Here is an 18,146-nt window from a genome sequence, read left to right on the forward strand (position 1 = left end):
CCGGACGGGCGGCTCCCCCGGCACGCGCCGTACCGGGGGAGGGGAGGGGTCACGCCACGAGCTGCCTGTCGGCCTCCCGCTGGATCAGGTCCTTGTCGGCGATGACCACCGCGTCCGGGGTCGCGTCGGGCAGCTCGTCCTCCAGGAAGCGGACCGGCCGGTAGCGGAAGGCCGCCAGCCCGATCAGCACGGTCACCGCGCCCGCCACGATGGTGAGCAGGGCGATCCCCCGGCCGTCCGCGGAGCCGGCGATGGGGTCGAAGACCCGCTCCACCAGCGGCCCGGCCAGCAGGAACCCGACCGGGACCAGCGCCCAGCTGAGCATCAGGTTGGTGGCGATGACCCGGCCCTGCAGGTCGAGCCCGACCTTCTGCTGCACGATGGCGAACCAGTGCGCGTTCAGCAGCGCGGTGAGCAGCCCGATGAGGAAGAGCCCGATGGCGGGCAGCGCCGGGTGAGGCGCGATCCCGATGACGGCGAACGCGACGCCCAGCGCCATGAAGGAGCCGAGGATGCCGTTGGTGCGCCGCGCCAGGCCGCCGGTCACCGTCATGATCAGGCTGCCCAGCAGGAGCCCGATGCCGGTCATCGAGAGCGCCACGCCCAGGCCGCGGGTGTCGGTGAGGCTGAGCAGCAGCGGCGTGGACAGGACCTCGACCATGGCGAACGGGAAGTTCAGGAACGCCGTGAACAGGATGATCGCCAGCAGCCCGTGCCTGCGGCTGATGTAGCGCCAGCCGCCGGTGACCTCCCGCCAGAACGACTCCTCCCGCTTCTTGAAGAGCGTGTCCGGGAAACGGACCGCCAACGTCACGACGACCGCGAAGGCGAAGGTGGACAGGTCGATCACGACGATGCCGCTCAGCCCGACGGTGGCTACGAGCGCGCCGCCCAACAGCGGCGCCAGCACGGTTCCCGCGGCCTGCCCCAGCTGGGTCAGGCCGTTGGCTCTGCCGTAATAGCGTTTGGGCACCAGTTGCGCCACGGCCGCCATGTAGGCGGGCTGGTGGAAGGCCGTCGACACCGCGCCGACGGCGACGATGAGGTAGACGTGCCAGAGCTGGAGCCCGCCCGTCCAGAGCAGGGCGGCCAGCGAGATGGAGGCGCACCCCGCCGCCGAGTCGGCGGCGATCATGACGAGCCTGCGGTTGAAGCGGTCCGCCACCGCTCCGGCGATGGGCGCCAGCACGACGGCGGGCAGCAGCGCCATGACCGAGACGAGGGCGAACATCGAGACCGACTGCGTCTGCTGGTAGGCCCACAGGCCCAGGCCGAACGTGGTCAGCCCGGTGCCGATCAGCGACACCAGCTGGCCGAAGGCCACCAGGCCGAACGTCTTCAGGCTGGCCTGCTGGTAGCGGGGCGGCAGCGGAGCCGCGGAGCGGTCGTCGCCGCCGAGGATCCCGGCCAGCTCGGGCGCCTGGTGCTTCTGGAAGTAGTGCCCGGCCTTGGGGATGACCTCCAGCGACACCGAGTCGGAGAAGGCCTCCCACTCGCGGAAACGCTCCTCGTACAGCTCGGTGGCGCGGTCGTTCTCGCCGACCACGCACACCAGCGGCGCCGACAGCTTCTTGATGGGCTCCTTGTAGAGCTCGGTGTAGTAGTCCTCGCCCTCCTGGGTGTCGTGGAGGAAGACGCCCATGATGAAGTCGCGCTCGCGAGGGTCCAGCGCCTCGGTGAAGAAGCCCATGGCCCGCAGGAACTCCAGCGCCTGCCGCTTGGAGGTCCACCGCTCCATCGGGAAGGTCCTGCGGAACCAGGCGAAGGCCTTGCCCGGCAGGCGGGGCGCCGGGAAGTGCCCGCCGATCACCACCTTCACCGGCTCGACGCCTTCCTCCTCCAGCCTGCGGGCCAGCTCGACGGTGAGCGCGCCGCCCATGCAGTGGCCGTAGAGCGCGAGGGGCCCGTCGACCTTCTCCTTGATCTCCTTCACGCAGCCCTCGACGAGCTCGTGGAAGGACAGCACGGGTTCGCCGGGGTTGCCGGTGTCGTGGCCCGGCGGCTCCAGCGCGAGCATGGTGATGTGCTCGGGCAGGGCCGCGGCCAGCGGCTGGTAAGTGATCGCGCCGGCGCCCGCGAACGGCAGGCAGACCAGGGTCAGCGAGGCCGCCGGGCGCGGAGGCGTCAGTTCATGCAAGAGGCCGATATTTTGCGATGAGCCGTCGAGCGTGGCGAACGCTCGGATCGTGGGGTTCTTGAAGAGGTCCAGCACGGTCGCCTGGATCCCCGAGTCCCGTACGGCGCGCACGGCCTTGAAGGAGTCGCCGCCCAGCCCGAAGAAGTCGTCGTCGATCCCGATCCCCTTCACGCCCAGGATCTCCGTCCAGAGCTCGACCAGCTTGACCTCGGCCGGAGTCCGCGGTGCCGCGCCCTCGGCGCGGGCCTGGCTCACCGGCTCGGGCAGCGCCTTGCGGTCCACCTTGCCGTTGGGGGTGAGCGGCAGCGCCTCCAGCGGCACGAACGCCGAAGGGATCATGTAGTCGGGCAGCTTGCGCCGCAGGTATTCGCGCCAGTCATGCCCAGTATCGGCAGCAGGGTCGGCGGCCAGGTAGGCGGCGATGCTCTTGTCCTCGTCCGAGCCGCGCACCACCACGGCCGCCTCGCGGACCGCGGGATGCGCCAGCAGGAGCGACTCGATCTCGCCCAGCTCGATCCGGTAGCCGCGGACCTTCACCTGCCCGTCGGCCCGGCCGAGGAACTCGATCGAGCCGTCGGCCCGGCGGCGGGCGAGGTCACCGGTCCGGTACAGCCGGCTGCCGTCCTGCCAGGTGACGAAGCGTTCGGCGGTCAGCTCGGGCTGGTGGAGGTAGTCGCGGGCCAGGCCCGCCCCGCCGATGTAGAGCTCGCCGACCACGCCGGTGGGAACCAGCTGCATCGCGGTGTCGAGCAGGTGGATCCGGGTGTTGGCGATCGGGTGGCCGATCGTGATCGGCCCGTCGGTGACGCGGGTGAGGGTGGACCAGATCGTGGTCTCGGTGGGCCCGTACATGTTCCACAGCTCGGCCACCCGCCCGCGCAGGCCGGTGGCCAGGTCGGCGGGCAGCGCCTCGCCGCCGCAGAGCGCCTTCAGCCCCGGCTTGCCCTCCCAACCGGCCGACAGCAGCAGCCGCCAGGTGGCCGGGGTGGCCTGCATGACCGTCGCGTCCTCCAGCAGGGCGGCCAGGCTCACCGGGTCGTAGGCCGCCTCGCGGCTCGCGATCACCACGCGGGCGCCGACCGTGAGCGGCAGGAACAGCTCCAGCACCGAGATGTCGAACGCGAACGTCGTGACGGCCAGGAGCGTGTCCTGGCCGGTCAGGCCGGGCTCGCGGCTCATCGAGATGAGGAAGTTGACCACCGAGGAGTGCTGGACGCGCACGCCCTTGGGCCGCCCGGTCGAGCCGGAGGTGTACAGGACGTAGCAGGGGTTCTGCTGGGTGGCCAGCGCGGGCAGCCGTTCCGGGCTCTCTTCCGGGAAGCCCTCGTCGGTGAGGATCAGCTCGCCCTGGTAGCCGGTGTAGCGCCCGGCCAGCTCGCGCTCGGTGACCAGGACGCCGATGCCGGAGTGGTCCAGGATGTAGTCCTGGCGCTCCTGCGGGTACATCGGGTCGAGCGGCACGTACGCGCCACCCGCCTTCAGCACGCCGAGCAGGACGACCAGCATCGTGGCCGACCGCTCCATCGCGACGCCCACCAGCGTCTCGGGCCCCGTGCCCGCCGCCCGCAGGCGCCGGGCGACCCGGTTGGCCCGCTCGTCCAGCTCCCGGTACGTCATCGAGACGCCCTCGAAGGTGACGGCCACGGCGTCGGGCGTCCGGTCGGCCTGGGCCTCCACCAGCTCGTGGATGCACAGGTCGGGCACCGCGACGTCCTCGCTGGCCAGCTGCTCGGCCAGCTCCTCGCCGGTGAGGAAGACCAGGCCGGACAGCGGGGTATCGGGCGCCGCGGCGATGGCGGAGAGCAGGGTCTCGTAGTGCCGCAGCAGCCGCCGGGCGGTGCCGGCGTCGTAGAGCGAGGTGTTGTACTCCAGCCGGCACAGCAGCTCGTCGCCCTGCTCGTAGACGTAGAGCACCAGGTCCACCTGGGCGGTGCCGGCCTCCACAGCCAGCTCCTCCACGGCCAGCCCGGCCATGCCCAGGTCGCTCTGGGGCAGGTTGAGCAGGTTGAACAGCACCTGGAAGAGCGGGTTGCGCGACAGGTCCCTGGGCGGGTTGAGCTCCTCCACCAGCTGCTCGAACGGCACGTCCTGATGGGCGTACGCGCCCAGGGCGTACTCGCGCACCTGCGCCAGGAGCTGCGTGTACGGCATGTAGCCGTCCATCGAGGCCCGCATGACCAGGGTGTTGATGAAGCAGCCCGCGATGCCCTCGAACTCGGGGCGGGTGCGCCCCGCCACCGGCGAGCCGACGCAGATGTCCTCCTGGCCGCTGTAGCGGTACAGCAGCGTGTGGAGCGCGGCCAGCAGGGTCATGTACAGCGTGGCGCCGCGCTCCTGGCTCAGCTTCCGCAGTCCCTCGGCCAGCTCCGCGGGGAGCGCGTGGGTGGCGACCGCCCCCTCGAAGGTCTGCATCGGCGGGCGCGGCCGGTCCGTGGGCAGGTCCAGGCTGTGCGGGATGCCGCGCAGCCGCTCCTTCCAGAAGCCGACGTCGGCGACCTGCTCTCGCTGCCAGCGCGCGTAGTCGCGGTACCTGACCCGCTGCTCGGGGAGCGTCTCGCCGTTGTACAGCGCGGCCAGCTCGGTCCGCAGCAGGGTGATCGACCAGCCGTCCACGACGATGTGGTGGAAGCCGAGCGACAGGACATGGTGATCCGGGGCGAGCCGCAGCAGCCGGGCCCGGAACAGCGGGCCGTGCGCCAGGTCGAACGGCTCGGCCGCGGCCTGGCTCAGCGCCCGCTCGGCGTCGTCGCAGTCCTCGACCGGCAGCGGCACCTCCCCTGCGGGCAGCACCACCTGCGCCGGCTCGCCGTCCGGGGCGCGGAAGACGGTCCGCAGCGACTCGTGGCGCCGCACCAGCTCGCGCAGAGCGTCCTGCAGCCGCTCGACGTCCAGCTCGCCCCGCAGGTCCAGCGCCGTGGCCACGGCGTACGCGGCCGAGCCGTGCACCTGGTCGATGAACCACATGCGCCGCTGGATGAACGAGACGGGCGCGGGACCGGGATCCTCAACGACGGGGATCACCTCGCGGGCTCCCACCGACGCGACGGCGGGAATCGCCACGGGGGCGACCGCGGAGGCGACGAGCGCGCGCTGGCCGGCCAGCGTCGGGTGCTCGAAGATCGCCTCGATCGGCAGGCCGAGGCGGGAGGCGAGCTGGGTGGCGACGAGGGAGTCGCCGCCCAGGCCGAAGAAGTCGTCCTGGGGGCCGGCGGGCGCGATGCCGAGCACGTCCTGCCAGGCGGCGGCGACCGCGTCGAGCTCGTGGACCGCCCGCGCCACCGGCTCGGCCGCCGTCAGCGGCGCCGGGGACGCCGCCGCGATCTCGAAGCGCCGGGCGCGCGGCCCGATCCAGTAGCGCCGCCGCTCGAACGGGTACGTGGGCAGCGGCACCCGCCTGCCCGGCGGGCCGAACGCCGTCCAGTCGATGCCGGCACCGCTCACCCACAGCCGTCCGATGCCCTCCAGCAGGGCGGACAGCCCGCCGTCCGGCTCGGTGAGCGGGGCCACCGCCGCCTGGCCCCCCTGGCGGCGTACCAGGGTGGCCAGCGTACGGCCCGGCCCCGCCTCGATCACCGCCGCGTCGGCCGCCACCAGGGCGCCGGCGCAGTCGGCGAACCGCACGGTCTCCCGCAGGTGGCGCACCCAGTAGGCGGGGTCCTTGGTCTCGGCGCCGGACACCCAGCCGCCCGTGACGTTGGACAGGTACGGCAGGTCCGGCGTGCCCAGTTGCACCGAGGCGACCTCGGCGGCGAAGGCGCCGAGCACCGGATCCAGCATGGCGGAGTGGAAGGCGTGGGACGTGCGCAGCGCGCGGCAGGCGACGCCCTGCTCCACCAGCCGCCGCTCCAGCTCGGCGACGGCCTGCTCCGGGCCGGCCAGGACGCACAGCTCGGGGGCGTTGACCGCCGCCAGCGAAATGTCCTCGCCGAGCAGGTCGCCGACCTCCGACTCGGGCAGCGGCACGGCCAGCATCGAACCGGGGGGCAGGCTCTGCACCAGGCGGCCGCGGGCGGCGACCAGGCGCAGGGCGTCCTCCAGGGTGAAGACCCCGGCCAGGCAGGCGGCGACGTACTCGCCGATGCTGTGCCCGGCCATCATCGCCGGGCGGACCCCGCGCTCGATCAGCGTGCGGGCGAGCGCGTACTCGGTGACGAAGAGCGCGGGCTGGGTGAGCCAGGTCTGGTCGAGATCGCCGGCGTCGCCGTACAGGACCTCGCGCAGGTCGAGGCCGAGGTGCGGCTCGAGGAGGCCGGAGCAGGCGTCGACGGTGGCGCGGAAGACGCTGTCCGATCGGTACAGGCCCGCGCCCATGCCGCGGCGTTGCGCGCCCTGGCCGGGGAAGAGGAAGGCGATCTCGCGCGGGCGTGACTCGCCCGTGATGAGCTCGGCGTCCTGTGCCGACCGGTGGTCCTCGGCGACCAGGACGCCGCGGTGCCGCAGCTGGCGGCGACCGTGCCGGAGGGTGGCGGCGACCTCGCCCAGGTCCGCATCCGGGTGCGCGGCCAGGTGGGCGCGCAGCCGCGTGGCCGTCTGCGTCAGCGCCGACTCGCCGGCGGCCGACATGACGAGCAGGTGCGGGCCGTTCGCCGGCTGGGCGGCGGGCTGCTCGGGCGCCTCCTCCAGCACCACGTGGGCGTTGGTGCCGCCCATCCCGAACGCGCTGACGCCCGCCCTGCGCGGCCCAGGGCCCTGCGGCCATTCCGCGCTGGCGGTGGGCACGTAGAACGGGCTGAAGTCGACGCGCGGGTTGGGCGTCGCGAAGTTGACCGTGGGCGGCAGCGTGCGGTGCTTGAGCGCCAGCACGGTCTTGATCAGCCCGGCCATCCCGGCGGCGGCGTCGGCGTGGCCGATGTTGGACTTGACGGAGCCCAGCGCGATCGGCCGATCCCCGGTGAAGACCTGGGAGAGCGCCGCGACCTCGATGGGATCGCCGAGCGCGGTGCCCGTGCCGTGCGCCTCGACGTAGCCGATCGTGCCGGGGTCGACGCCGGCCGAGGCCAGCGCCGCGGTGATGACCTCGGCCTGCCCGTCCACGGCCGGCGCGGTGTAGCCGATCTTCCTGGTGCCGTCGTTGTTGACCGCGGAGCCGCGTACGACGGCGTGGATGGGGTCGCCCGCGGCGAGGGCGTCCTCCAGCCGCTTCAGCACGACGACGCCCACGCCGCTGGCGCCGATCGTGCCCTGGGCCTCGGCGTCGAAGGGCCGGCAGTGGCCGTCCGGCGAGCCGATGCCGCCGCTCTGGTAGAGGTAGCCGCGGCGGCTCCAGGCGTTCACCCGTACCGCCCCGGCCAGCGCGAGATCGCAGTCGCCCGCGATCAGGCTCTGCCTGGCCAGGTGGAGCGCGACCAGCGAGGTGGAGCAGGCGCTGTTGACGCTGACGCTCGGCCCGCGCAGGTCGAGCTTGTACGAGGTCCTGGTCGGCAGGGAGTCCTTGTCGTTGCTGAGCATGACCTGGTACTCGCCCACGGCCTTGAGCACGTCGGGCGCGGCCAGCAGGTTCTCGATGTAGTAGCTGCTCATCGCCGAACCGGCGAAGACGCCGATGCGCCCGGGGTGGCGGGCGGGGTCGCAGCCCGCGTCCTCCAGCGCCTCCCAGGCGGTCTCCAGGAACAGGCGCTGCTGCGGGTCGAGGATCTCGGCCTCGCGCGGGGTGAACTCGAACAGCGTGGCGTCGAACAGGTCGATGCCGTCCAGCACCGTCCCCGCCCTGACGTAGGCGGGGTCCGCCAGCCGGTCGGGGTCCTCGCCGTCGGCGAGCAGCTCCTCGTCGGTGAAGTCCTGTACGGCTTCCACGCCGTCGCGGATCGCCGCCCAGAACTCCTCGGGCCCGGTGGCACCGGGGAAGCGGCAGGCGATGCCGACGATGGCGAGCGCGCCGTCGGCGGGCGCGGTGGTCGCGACCGCCGCCGCCGGCGCCGGCGCGTCGGGGCTCAGGTAGGCCGTCAGCGAGGCGATCGTCGGGTACCTGAACAGGTCGGTGACCGTCAGGCTGAACCGCTTGCGCAGCCGCTCGTGCACCTGCAGGACCAGCAGCGAGTGGCCGCCCACGTCGAAGAAGTTGTCGTCGGGGCCGAAGGCGTCGCTGCCCAGCGCCTCGCGCCAGGCCCGGGTGACGAGCTGGGAGATCTGGTGACGCGGCATCTCGCCGGGCGCCTCGTCCCCGGCCATCGCCCCGCCCATTGCCCGGGCAAGCACCCGCCGGAGGTCGGCCACCAGATCGCGGATCGTGCCCGCGTGGAACAGGTCCGTGTTGTACTCCACGAGCCCGTCCAGGGTCTCGCGGACGCCCACGGTCAGGTCGAACTTGGCCGTGCGCTCGGGGATCTCCACCGGGGTGACCGTCAGCCCGTCCAGCTCCAGCGCCGCCGTGGCCTCGGGCAACATGTTGAACATCGTCTGGAACACCGGGCTGCGGTCCAGGCGGCGCTCCGGGTTGAGCTCCTCCACCAGCCGTTCGAAGGGCATCCCCTGGTGGTCGTGGGCGTCGAGCACCGCGTCCTTGACCCGCTCGACCACCTCGGCGAACGACGGGTCGCCCGACAGGTCGGCGCGGATGGCCAGGGTGTTGGTGAAGAACCCGATCAGGCCCTCGAACTCGACCTTGTCCCGGTTGGCGATGGGCGTGCCCACCACCAGGTCCCGCCCGCCCGAGCGCCGGGAGAGCACCACCAGATAGGCCGCGAACAGCACCATGTAGGGGGTGGCGCCCAGGCTCCGGCAGTACGCCTTGAACTCCTCGCGCGGGAGGTCGAGGGAGAAGGGCAGCTCGGCGCCCGCGTACGTCTGGACGGCCGGCCGGGGCAGGTCCGCCGGCAGCTCGGTGACCGGCGGCGCACCCGCCAGCGTCTCCCGCCAGAAGTCCAGGTCCCGGCCGTAGTCGTGCTCCCGCTGCCAGATCGCGTAGTCGGGGTACTGCCGGGACAGCGCCGGCAGCTCCTCACCGTTGTAGAGCGCGCCGAGCTCCCGGCGCAGCACGTCCAGCGACCAGGCGTCGGCGACGATGTGGTGGAGCGTGAGGTGCAGGACGTGCCGGTCCGCGCCTTCGCGCTCCAGGTGCGCGCGGATGAGCGGGCCGGTGGTCAGGTCCATCGGCGTGCCGTCCGCGGCGTCCGCCAGGTCGATCGCCAATGAGTCGGCCACGATCTGGTACGGGCCGTCCTCGTCCATGGCGAACGTGGTGCGCAGGCTCTCGTGCCTGGCCACCAGGGCGTTCAGCGCGCGGTGCAGCGCGTCGCGGTCGAGCGGGCCTTCGACGCGGAAGGCGAGCGGTATGAGGTAGTGCGCGGCGCCCGGGGCCATCCGGTCCAGGTACCAGGCGCGGAGCTGCGTGAAGGACATCGGCAGCCGGTCCGGCCTGGGCCGCTCGGCCTGCTGCTGTTTCTTCTTCCGTAACGCTTCCAGGAGCTGGCGCTGCTGGGCTGACAGGCTCATTCGTCACCTTCCATCGACCGCAGCAGGGCCTCGGCCTCGTCATCTGAATACGCGGCGACCATGAGATAGAGCTCGGCGGCCGCCTCCACGTCCGGCGACGCGAGCTGGGCGGCGAGCTCGGCGACGGTCGGGTGGGCGAAGAGGGTCCGCAGCGGCACGCGCACGTCCAGCGCCTCCTGCAACCGGGAGGCGATCTGGGTCGCGTTGAGCGAGTGGCCGCCCAGCTCGAAGAGGTTGTCGTGCCGCCCGACCTCCCCGCCCAGCACCTCCTGCCAGATGGCGGCGATGGTCTGCTCGACCGGGGTGACCGGCGCCGCGACGGTCCGCACGCTCTGGCCGGGGGCCGGCAGGGCGTGCCGGTCCACCTTGCCCGAAGGGTTCACCGGCAGGGCGTCCAGCGCGACGAACGTGCTCGGCACCATGTACTCGGGCAGCCGTCCGGCCAGGTAGGGGCGTAGCTCGGGAGTCCCGTCGGCGACCACGTAGGCCACCAGCCTGCCCTCCACGACCATGACGAACGCCTCGCGCACGGCCGGATGCCCGGCCAGCACCGCGGCGATCTCGCCGGGCTCGACCCGGTAGCCGCGGATCTTGACCTGGTCGTCCGCGCGGCCCAGGAACTCGATCTCCCCGGCCTCGTTGCGGCGGGCCAGGTCACCGGTCCGGTAGAGCCGGCGCCCGTCCCGCCAGGTGATGAAACGTTCTTCCGTGAGTTCGGGCTGGCCGTGATAGCCCCTGGCCAGGCAGGCGCCGCCGAGGTGCAGCTCGCCGGGGACGCCGTCGGGCGCCTCGTGGCCCAGGCGGTTCAGGATCAGCGCCTGGACGCCGGTGACGGGTTCGCCGATGGGCGGCAGCCGGGGCCAGTCCGCCGGAGGGCCGGTGAGCGTGTGGGCGATGTCGATGATCGCGCCCTCGGTCGGCCCGTACTGGTTGTGCAGCGTCATCCACGGCTTGACGAACCGCTCGAGCTGCGGGGTGACCTGGAGCTGCTCGCCCGCGGTGATCACCTCGCGCAGCGTGGCGGGCGGTTCGACTCCTGCGCCGGCCAGCGACTGCAGCGCCACGAAGGGCAGGAAGATCCGCTCCACGCGGGTCCGGGCGATGTGGTCGAGCAGGGCGGCCGGGTCGCGCCGCACCTCGTCGCTGACCATGACCAGCGTCCCGCCGTACGCCCAGGTGCTGAAGATCTCCTGCACCGAGACGTCGAAGCCGAGCGCGGTGAACTGCAGGCTCCGGTAGGCGCCGCTGTGCCAGGCCATGAGGTTGGCGACCGGGCGGTGCGGCATCGCCACGCCCTTGGGCTGTCCGGTCGAGCCCGAGGTGAACAGGATGTAGGCCAGGTCGTCCGGCGTGACGCCGCTGTCCGGCCGGTGTTCGGGCTGTCCGTCGAGGTCGGTGTCGACGTGCACGGGCCGCTCGTGCGGCAGGCCGCCGGCCAGCGCCCGGTGCGTCACCAGGACCGGGGTGTCGACGCGGCCGAGCACCTGGGTGAGGCGTCCCTCGGGGTAGGAGGGGTCGAGCGGTACGTACGCGCCGCCCGACTTCAGGATCCCCAGCAGGGCCACGGGCAGGTCGAGCGAGCGCCGTACGTGCAGGGCGACCGGCACCTCCGGGCCCACCCCCAGCCCGCGCAGCAGGTGGGCCAGCCTGTTGGCCCGCCGGTCGAGCTCGGCGTACGTGAGGGCGGCGCCCTCGAACTCGACGGCGACCGCGTCGGGCGTCCGGTCGGCCTGCTGTTCGAAGAGCCGGTGCAGGCACTGGTCGGGGCCCCGGCCGGGCGGCTCGTGCTCGCGGGCGAGCAGCGCGGAGAGCGGTGCCGACGGGTCGGCCGCCACCTGCTCCAGGACGCGCACGTAGTGGCCCAGCAGCCGCTCCGCGGTGGCGCGCTCGAACAGGTCGGTGGCGAACTCCAGGCTCATCTCCCGCCCTTCGGCGTAGAGCACCAGGTCGGCCTTGGCGCCGCCGTTCTCGACCTCCTCGAGGATCCGGAAGGTCACCCCGTCGCCCCGCCTGGCGTCCGCCGGCTCCTGCATCGCGAACATCACGTCGAAGGGCGGCCGGCCGTCGGGACACAGCTCCCGTACGATCTCCTCGAGCGGCACGTCCGAAGGCGTGGCCAGGACCGTCGCCCGCACCTGCGCCAGCAGGCGCTCGAAGGTCGGGTCGCCGTCCAGACCGGTCCTGATCGGCAGCGTCTCCACGTAGAAGCCGATCATCGAGTCCGCGCCCGGCGTCTCCCTGCCGGAGAACGGCACGCCCGTCACGATGTCGTCCTGGCCGCTGTAGCGGTGCAGCAGCGCCTGGAAGGCCGCGAACAGCACCATGAACGGGCTGGCCTGGGCGCGCCTGCCCAGCGACTCGAGCTCGGTGAGCAGCCCGTCCGGCAGCGTGGCCCGGACCCGGGCGCCGCGCCGCGACGGCCCTGCCGCTCCCGGGGCCGATCCCGGGCGGTCCGCGGGCAGCCCCAGCCGCTCGGGCGGCGAGTCCAGGACCTTCCTCCAGTACGGCAGGCCGTCCAGGCCCTGCCTGCGCCGGTACGGCCCGGCCGCCGCAGGCAGGCTCTCCCCGGCGTAGAGCCGCGCCAGCTCGTCCAGGAAGACCCCGGCCGACCAGCCGTCGAAGGCGATGTGGTGGACGGTCACCAGCAGGTGGTGCCGGTCGTCGGCGAGCCGGAGCAGCAGCGCCCGCAGCACGGGGCCGTTGCGCAGGTCGAAGGGGTCACGCGCGTGGTGCAGCGCCAGGGCGTGCGCGCCACGCGGGGTGGCGTCCATGACCTTCATCCGCACGGGCGCCGCTTCGTCGACCACGGGCACCGGCTCGCCGTCGCGCTCTTCGTAGCGGGTGCGCAGGGGCGGATGCCTGCGCACGATCTCGTTGATCGCGTTCTCCAGGCGCCCGGTGTCGAGGGGGCCGTCCAGGGCGAACAGGATGGGCACGTTGTACTGCGCGCCGGGCGCCACCTGGTCGATGAACCAGAGCCGGCGCTGCGCGGGCGTGATCCCGCCCTCGCCCCCCGTCACGGCCCCCGTCACGGCCGCCGCCTCCGGCAGGCCGTCGATCGCGCGGGCGAGCGCGGCGAGCGCGGGATGTTCGAAGAGCATCCGGGGCTCGACCGGCTTGCCCAGGGTCTCGAAGGCGCGCGCGGCGATGCGCATCGCCAGCAGCGACTGGCCGCCCAGCGCCAGGAAGTCGTCGTCGGCGCCGACCGGCCCGGCGTCCAGGACGTCCTGCCAGATCTCGGCGAGCAGCGCCTCGGTGGGGGTGGCGGGCGGCGTGACCGAGCGGGGCGCGCGGACGGGGTCGGGCAGCGCGGCCCGGTCCACCTTGCCGTTGCCGGTCAGCGGGAGCTCGTCCAGGAAGACCCAGGCGGTGGGGATCATGTAGTCGGGCAGGAACCTGCGCAGGTGGGCGCGGGCCTCCTGCTCGGTCGCCGGGCCCACGACGTAGGCGACCAGCTCGTGGCCGCGGACGGCGGTGGTGGCGGCCCGTACCCCCTCGAGACGGCCGAGCACGGTCTCGACCTCGCCGAGCTCCACCCGGTTGCCGCGGATCTTGACCTGGTCGTCGAGGCGGCCCAGGAACTCGATCTCGCCCGCCCGGTTGCGGCGGGCCAGGTCGCCGGTGCGGTAGAGGAGCCGCCCGTCCCGGTCGCGGACGAATCGCTCGGCCGTGAGGTCGGGCCGGTCGAGGTAGCCCAGGCCGACGCACACGCCGCCGAGGTGGATCTCGCCCTCGTCGACCGGCCGCATCTCCTCGTCGAGGAGGTCGACGGTGACGCCGGGCAGTGGCGTGCCGAGCGCGGGCGGGCGGCTCTGGCCGTCGTGGGCGGGCACCTCGCCGGCGATGGCGTTGACGGCGCATTCGGCCGGGCCGTACAGGTTGACGAGCCGGAAGGGCAGCCCGGGCCTCGGGTAGGTGGTGAGCCGGTCGCCGCCGGTGCTCAGCGTCGCGAGCTTCGTCTCCTCCGGCCAGGACAGGCCGAGCAGGCCCTCGGCGATGGGAGTGGGCGCGTAGCAGGTGGTCAGCTCCTGGTCCACGATCCAGTCGCGGAGGGCGGGTAGCGAGAGCCGGATCCGCTCGCTGGGGATGACCATCGTGGTGCCCGCGCTCAGGTACATCCAGATCTCCCACACCGACGGGTCGAAGTTGGGGCTGGTGAGCAGCGGGGCACGGCCGCCGGGGCCGAAGGTCTCGTGGGACCACCTGATCAGGTTGGTCAGCGCGCGATGGGGGACGAGCACGCCCTTCGGCGTCCCCGTCGAGCCGGAGGTGTGGACGACGTAGGCGAGGTCGTCGGGCTTGATGTCGGGCGGCGGTGAGGCGTCCGCCTCGGCGGGCGCGTCGATCACCGGGATGCCGTCGGGGACCAGAGATCTCCACTCCGGCGCCGTGATCACGGCCGCGGCTCCCGCCAGCATGGCATGGATCCGCTCCACGGGCGTGGCCGGGTCGATCGGCGCGAAGGCGACGCCCGCCTTCATCGCGCCGAGCTGCCCCGCGACCAGCCGGATCGAGCGGCCGGCGAGCACGGCCACCCAGCGCTGTCCGGTCATCGTGAGATGACGCAGCTGGGCGGCGATGCCGTTTGCCAGGCGATCTAACTGCCGGTAAGTCAGGTGTTCTTGACCGGCCGAAACAGCGACCCTTTCGGGGGCCGCGCACAACTGCTCCTGGTAAAGGTGCAGAACAGATGCAAAGGGTGACGCATCTGACGTCATTGTCACGCCTGCCGATTGTTGAGTTTTTTAGGACCTTTTGGTGGGCCGCCGAACAGAATGACCTGGTCATTAGATCTCTGTCAACCGTCTGGATCATGCGATCCGCGGGTGGGGTGCTCGGCCCGCGTCGTCGGGCGCTCCCTGCGGATCCTCAAGGCCGAGGCCGGCAAGCTCCACGACGACGAACCGGCCGAGCCGCCGGCCACCGGCCCGTCGCTGGAGGAGCAGGCGCGGCGGCTGGAGGAGCAGGCGGCCAGGCTGCGTGCGGGCATCCGGGAGGAGGGCCAGGCCAGGTCGTGACCGCCCGGCCGGCGCACGTGACGGCCTACACTGGGCAGCTGTGTCCGGAGGAGGAGTGACGGTGGCGACGGGTGAGGTCGGTGACCCGCCCGCCGACGTGCTGGACGAAGCCGCGGCCGCTTTCGGCTTGCTGTCGTCCCCTCCGCGCCTGCACATCGTCTGGGCGCTGGCGCAGGGCGAATGCGACGTGACCGGGCTGGCCGAGCGGGCGGGCGGCGCGCTTCCTGCGGTCAGCCAGCACCTGGCCAAGCTGAAGCTGGCCGGCCTCGTGCGGTCGAGGCGCGAGGGCCGCCGGGTGGTCTACCTGATCGACGATCAGGACGTCGTCGTCACGGTCCAGGTGCTGGTGGGGCGCCTTGCCGAGCGAGCGGGCCGCCCCGAGGGACATGCCCGCGGTCTGGGCGCCTGAGGCGCCGGCGCCGCGGAACAGGACGCGTAGGCGGGACCGGAGCGCCGCCGGCAAGGGCGCGGGCATCCGCCTGATCCGTGGCCGAGGTGCGCTGCAGGGAGCAGACCTGCCGGGTGGACCCGGCCGCCCTGGCCTACCCCGTCCGGCACGGGGTCCGCTGGCTGGAGGCCGAGTCGCTGACGGTGTCCCGGCTGGTGCGGCAGACGCTCGCGCTGGGGCTGTCCGACGAATGCTGGGCGATCGCCGTGACCGGCTGCTGGCTGTCGGCCGTGCAGAGCTCACCGGCCGAGTACCGGACGCTGCTCACCACCGCGGCGGAGGCCGCGAAGCGATCGGGCGACCGGCGCGCCGAGGCGCTGTCCGCCACCCTCCTCGGCGACTTCGACCTGGCCGACGCCGCCTACGACGCGGCCGAGCGGGTCTTCACCTCCCTCGACGAGACGCGCGGCCTGGTCGAGCTCTGGAAGGCCCGCGCGACGATGGAGCTCGTACGCGGCGACCACGCCGGCGCCACGCGTCGCTACCTGTGGATCCGTGACGCCGCACCCCAGGTCGGCGACGACCACGCGGAGGCCATGGCGCTGCGCGGCCTCGGCCGGATCCAGCTGGCCGAGGGGCGTCCCGGCCAGGGCCTGCCCTACCTCGACGAGGCCATGGACGTGGCCTCGCGCGGCCGGAACGCCTGGCAGCGCCTCACGGTGCTGGTCTGGCTGGGGCTGGGCCAGGTGGCCACCGACCGCGGCGACCACGGGGAGGCCGACGCCCACCTGACGCGGGCCGCGGAGCGGGCGGAGCGCTGCGGGGAGAAGCACGTCCTGTCCCGGATCCGCCCGGCCTCTCGGCCCGGCGCACCCGCGCCGGGCCGAGGACGCCGAGGCTCCCGCTACCAGTCGCCCCGGTAGAGCTGGCCGCGGACCGCGCCGCCGGGGAACTTGGCGTTGTGCAGGTTGGTGTACCAGTTCTTGGGGTTGTTCCAGATGCGGCGGGCGGTGGCGGTGTCGGTCGGGGCGCTGCCGGCCAGGCCGTTGACGCTGGGTGGCAGGCCGTCCTTGGCCTCGAAGAAGGGGACGACGACGGGGCCGTTCTTGCCCTTGGGGGCGCGGTGGATGTGGGCGGCGGTGGGCGTGGCGACATGTTTCCAGGTGGCGGCGAACCAGACGCGGTCGCCTTCGGGCTGGACGAGCCAGGCGGCGCGGCCGTTGTGGTCGCCGACCTTGGTGTTGGGGGCGGGGATCTCCTGCTTGCCGTCGGCGAGGGTGGTCAGGGTGCGGCCGAAGCCGTGGGCCAGGACGGTCTCCAGGGCGACGGGGCGGATGCGGTGGAGCTGGGCCCGCACGGCGCCGCCGGCGAACTCGGCGTTGTGGAGGTTGGCGTACCAGCCCTGCGGGTTGTTGAGGATGCGGCCGAGGAGGTTGAGATCCTTGACGATGACGGTGCCCTTGACGGCGTGCAGCTGGGCGGGCAGGGCGGTGGTGACGAAGGGGATCTTGACCTCGCCGTTCTGGCCGGCGTTGCCTTTGTGGATGTGGAAGCCGCTGGGGGCGTTGACGTTGCTCCAGCGGACGGCGTAGTCGACGCGGTGGCCGTGGATGCGGAAAACGGCCAAGGCGCTGCCGTCGTCATCGCCGGCCTTGGTGCCGGCGGCCGGTACTTCGTTCTTCCCGGCGAGGCTGGCGGCCAGGTAGATGGGGGTGCTGGTCTGCGCGGCGGCCGGTGGCACGGGAGCGGCGACCAGTGCGGTGGTGATGGCCAGGCCAGGAAGAACGAGGGTGCGCTTGTTCATGAATCGGCCCTTGGTTAGGTGATTGCTTACTCATGGGAGGTACGGGCCGATTCATGAACTTGGTTCAACGGGACGGCGTCACCAGGTGACGGGCAGCTCGTGCATCCCGTAGACGCTGGCCTCGTCCTTGAACGAGAGCTGCTCGGCCGGCACGGCCAGCCGCAGGCCGGGGATCCGCCTGAACAGCGAGTCGAAGACGATCTCCAGCTCCACGCGGGCGAGGTTCTGGCCCAGGCACTGGTGCGGGCCGTAACCGAACGCCAGGTGGCTGCGGGCGTCGCGCTCGATGTCGAACGCGTCGGCGTCCGCGAACACCTCCGGGTCGCGGTTGCCGGCGTTGGCCAGCGTCAGCACGCCCGCCCCCGCGGGGATGACCGTGCCGCCGAGCTCCACGTCCTCGGTGGCCACCCGCATGATCGCGAACTCGGCGATGGTGAAGTGCCGCAGCAGCTCCTCGACCGCGCCCGGCGTCTTGCTCGGGTCCTCGCGCAGCGCGGCGAGCGTGTCGGGGTGCCGCAGCAGCATGTACGTGCCCAGCGAGATCATGTTCGCCGTGGTCTCGTGCCCGGCAATCAGCAGCAGGAACGCCAGGCTGAGCAGCGCGCCATGGTCCACCTCGCCGCTCTCGCGCTGCTTGACCACCTGGCGGCCGAGCAGGTCGTCGGTCGGGTCCTCCTCCTTGGCCCTGATCAGCTTGTCCAGGTAGACGGCCAGCTCGAAGGAGGCGTGGTGGCGCTCCTGCGGCGTGGCGGCGCGGTTGAGCAACTGCGCGGAGTGCGTCTGGAAGAAGTCGTGCTCCTCGTACGGCACGCCGAGCAGCTCGCAGATCACCAGCGAGGGCACCGGCAGGGCGAACGCCCGCACCAGGTCGACCGGGCGCGGGCCGTCCAGGATGGCGTCGAGGTGCTCGTCCACGATCTGCTGGATGCGCGGCCGCAGGGCCGCGATGCGCCTGAGGGTGAACTCCCCGATCACGGCGCGTCGCACCGGACCGTGCTCGGGCGGGTCCATCTCCAGCATCATCTTGGGCAGCGGCGACTCGCCGGGCGCCATCTCGCCGCTCAGCCTGGGAGCGTTGGGATGGCGGCGGTCGGCGCTGAAACGCGGGTCGCTCAGGATCGTGCGGATGTCCTCATAGCGGGCGGCGACCCAGGCGCTCGAACCGCTCGGCAGCATGACCTCGGTTACCGGCTGCTCACGCAGGAGGCGAAGGTGCTGCTCGGGCGGTGCGTACGGGCAGGTGCGGGTGATCTGGAGCGTCTCAGCGGAGCCAGCGGTCACGGTTGTCCCCAATCAGCGTGCCATTTCCAAACTTCCCTACATCTGTAGGCTAACCTACAGATGTAGGGCACAGTACACTGAGGCGTG

7 protein-coding genes are annotated in these 18,146 nt (G+C 72.6%); 3 read left to right on the forward strand and 4 right to left on the reverse strand.

Going from position 1 to position 18,146, the window contains the following annotated elements:
• Nucleotides 1-49 precede the first annotated feature (49 nt).
• Both ACIBI9_RS29870 and ACIBI9_RS29875 read right to left on the reverse strand, forming a co-directional pair.
• The gene (locus tag ACIBI9_RS29870) at nt 50-9,568 is read right to left on the reverse strand and encodes an amino acid adenylation domain-containing protein (protein ID WP_397226534.1); all 9,519 of its coding nucleotides are present in this window, start codon (nt 9,566-9,568) and stop codon (nt 50-52) included.
• The gene (locus ACIBI9_RS29875; RefSeq protein ID WP_397226536.1) at nt 9,565-14,286 is read right to left on the reverse strand and encodes an amino acid adenylation domain-containing protein; all 4,722 of its coding nucleotides are present in this window, start codon (nt 14,284-14,286) and stop codon (nt 9,565-9,567) included. Before ACIBI9_RS29875 ends, ACIBI9_RS29870 begins: the two co-directional genes overlap by 4 nt.
• A 108-nt stretch (nt 14,287-14,394) precedes the next feature.
• On the opposite strand from ACIBI9_RS29875, the gene ACIBI9_RS29880 reads away from it, so the two are divergent.
• The 3 genes from ACIBI9_RS29880 (at nt 14,395) to ACIBI9_RS29890 (ending at nt 15,897) form a co-directional block, all read left to right on the forward strand.
• Nucleotides 14,395-14,586, forward strand: coding sequence for a hypothetical protein (locus tag ACIBI9_RS29880; RefSeq protein WP_397226538.1), 192 nt, complete (start codon nt 14,395-14,397; stop codon nt 14,584-14,586).
• 61 nt (nt 14,587-14,647) lie between these two features.
• On the forward strand, nt 14,648-14,995 hold the full coding sequence (locus tag ACIBI9_RS29885; protein ID WP_397226540.1) for an ArsR/SmtB family transcription factor: 348 nt from the start codon (nt 14,648-14,650) through the stop codon (nt 14,993-14,995).
• A 77-nt stretch (nt 14,996-15,072) separates the two neighbouring features.
• Nucleotides 15,073-15,897 carry a tetratricopeptide repeat protein gene (locus ACIBI9_RS29890; protein ID WP_397226542.1) on the forward strand — a complete coding sequence of 275 codons (825 nt, stop codon included), beginning with the start codon at nt 15,073-15,075 and terminating at the stop codon, nt 15,895-15,897.
• Here ACIBI9_RS29890 and ACIBI9_RS29895 read toward each other — a convergent pair.
• Nucleotides 15,879-16,778, reverse strand: a complete 900-nt coding sequence (locus ACIBI9_RS29895) for a CHRD domain-containing protein (protein ID WP_397226544.1) — start codon at nt 16,776-16,778, stop codon at nt 15,879-15,881. The genes ACIBI9_RS29890 and ACIBI9_RS29895 overlap by 19 nt on opposite strands.
• A 78-nt stretch (nt 16,779-16,856) precedes the next feature.
• Nucleotides 16,857-18,059, reverse strand: a complete 1,203-nt coding sequence (locus tag ACIBI9_RS29900; protein WP_397226546.1) for a cytochrome P450 — start codon at nt 18,057-18,059, stop codon at nt 16,857-16,859.
• Nucleotides 18,060-18,146 lie beyond the last annotated feature (87 nt).

This window comes from Nonomuraea sp. NPDC050451 (assembly GCF_044458585.1).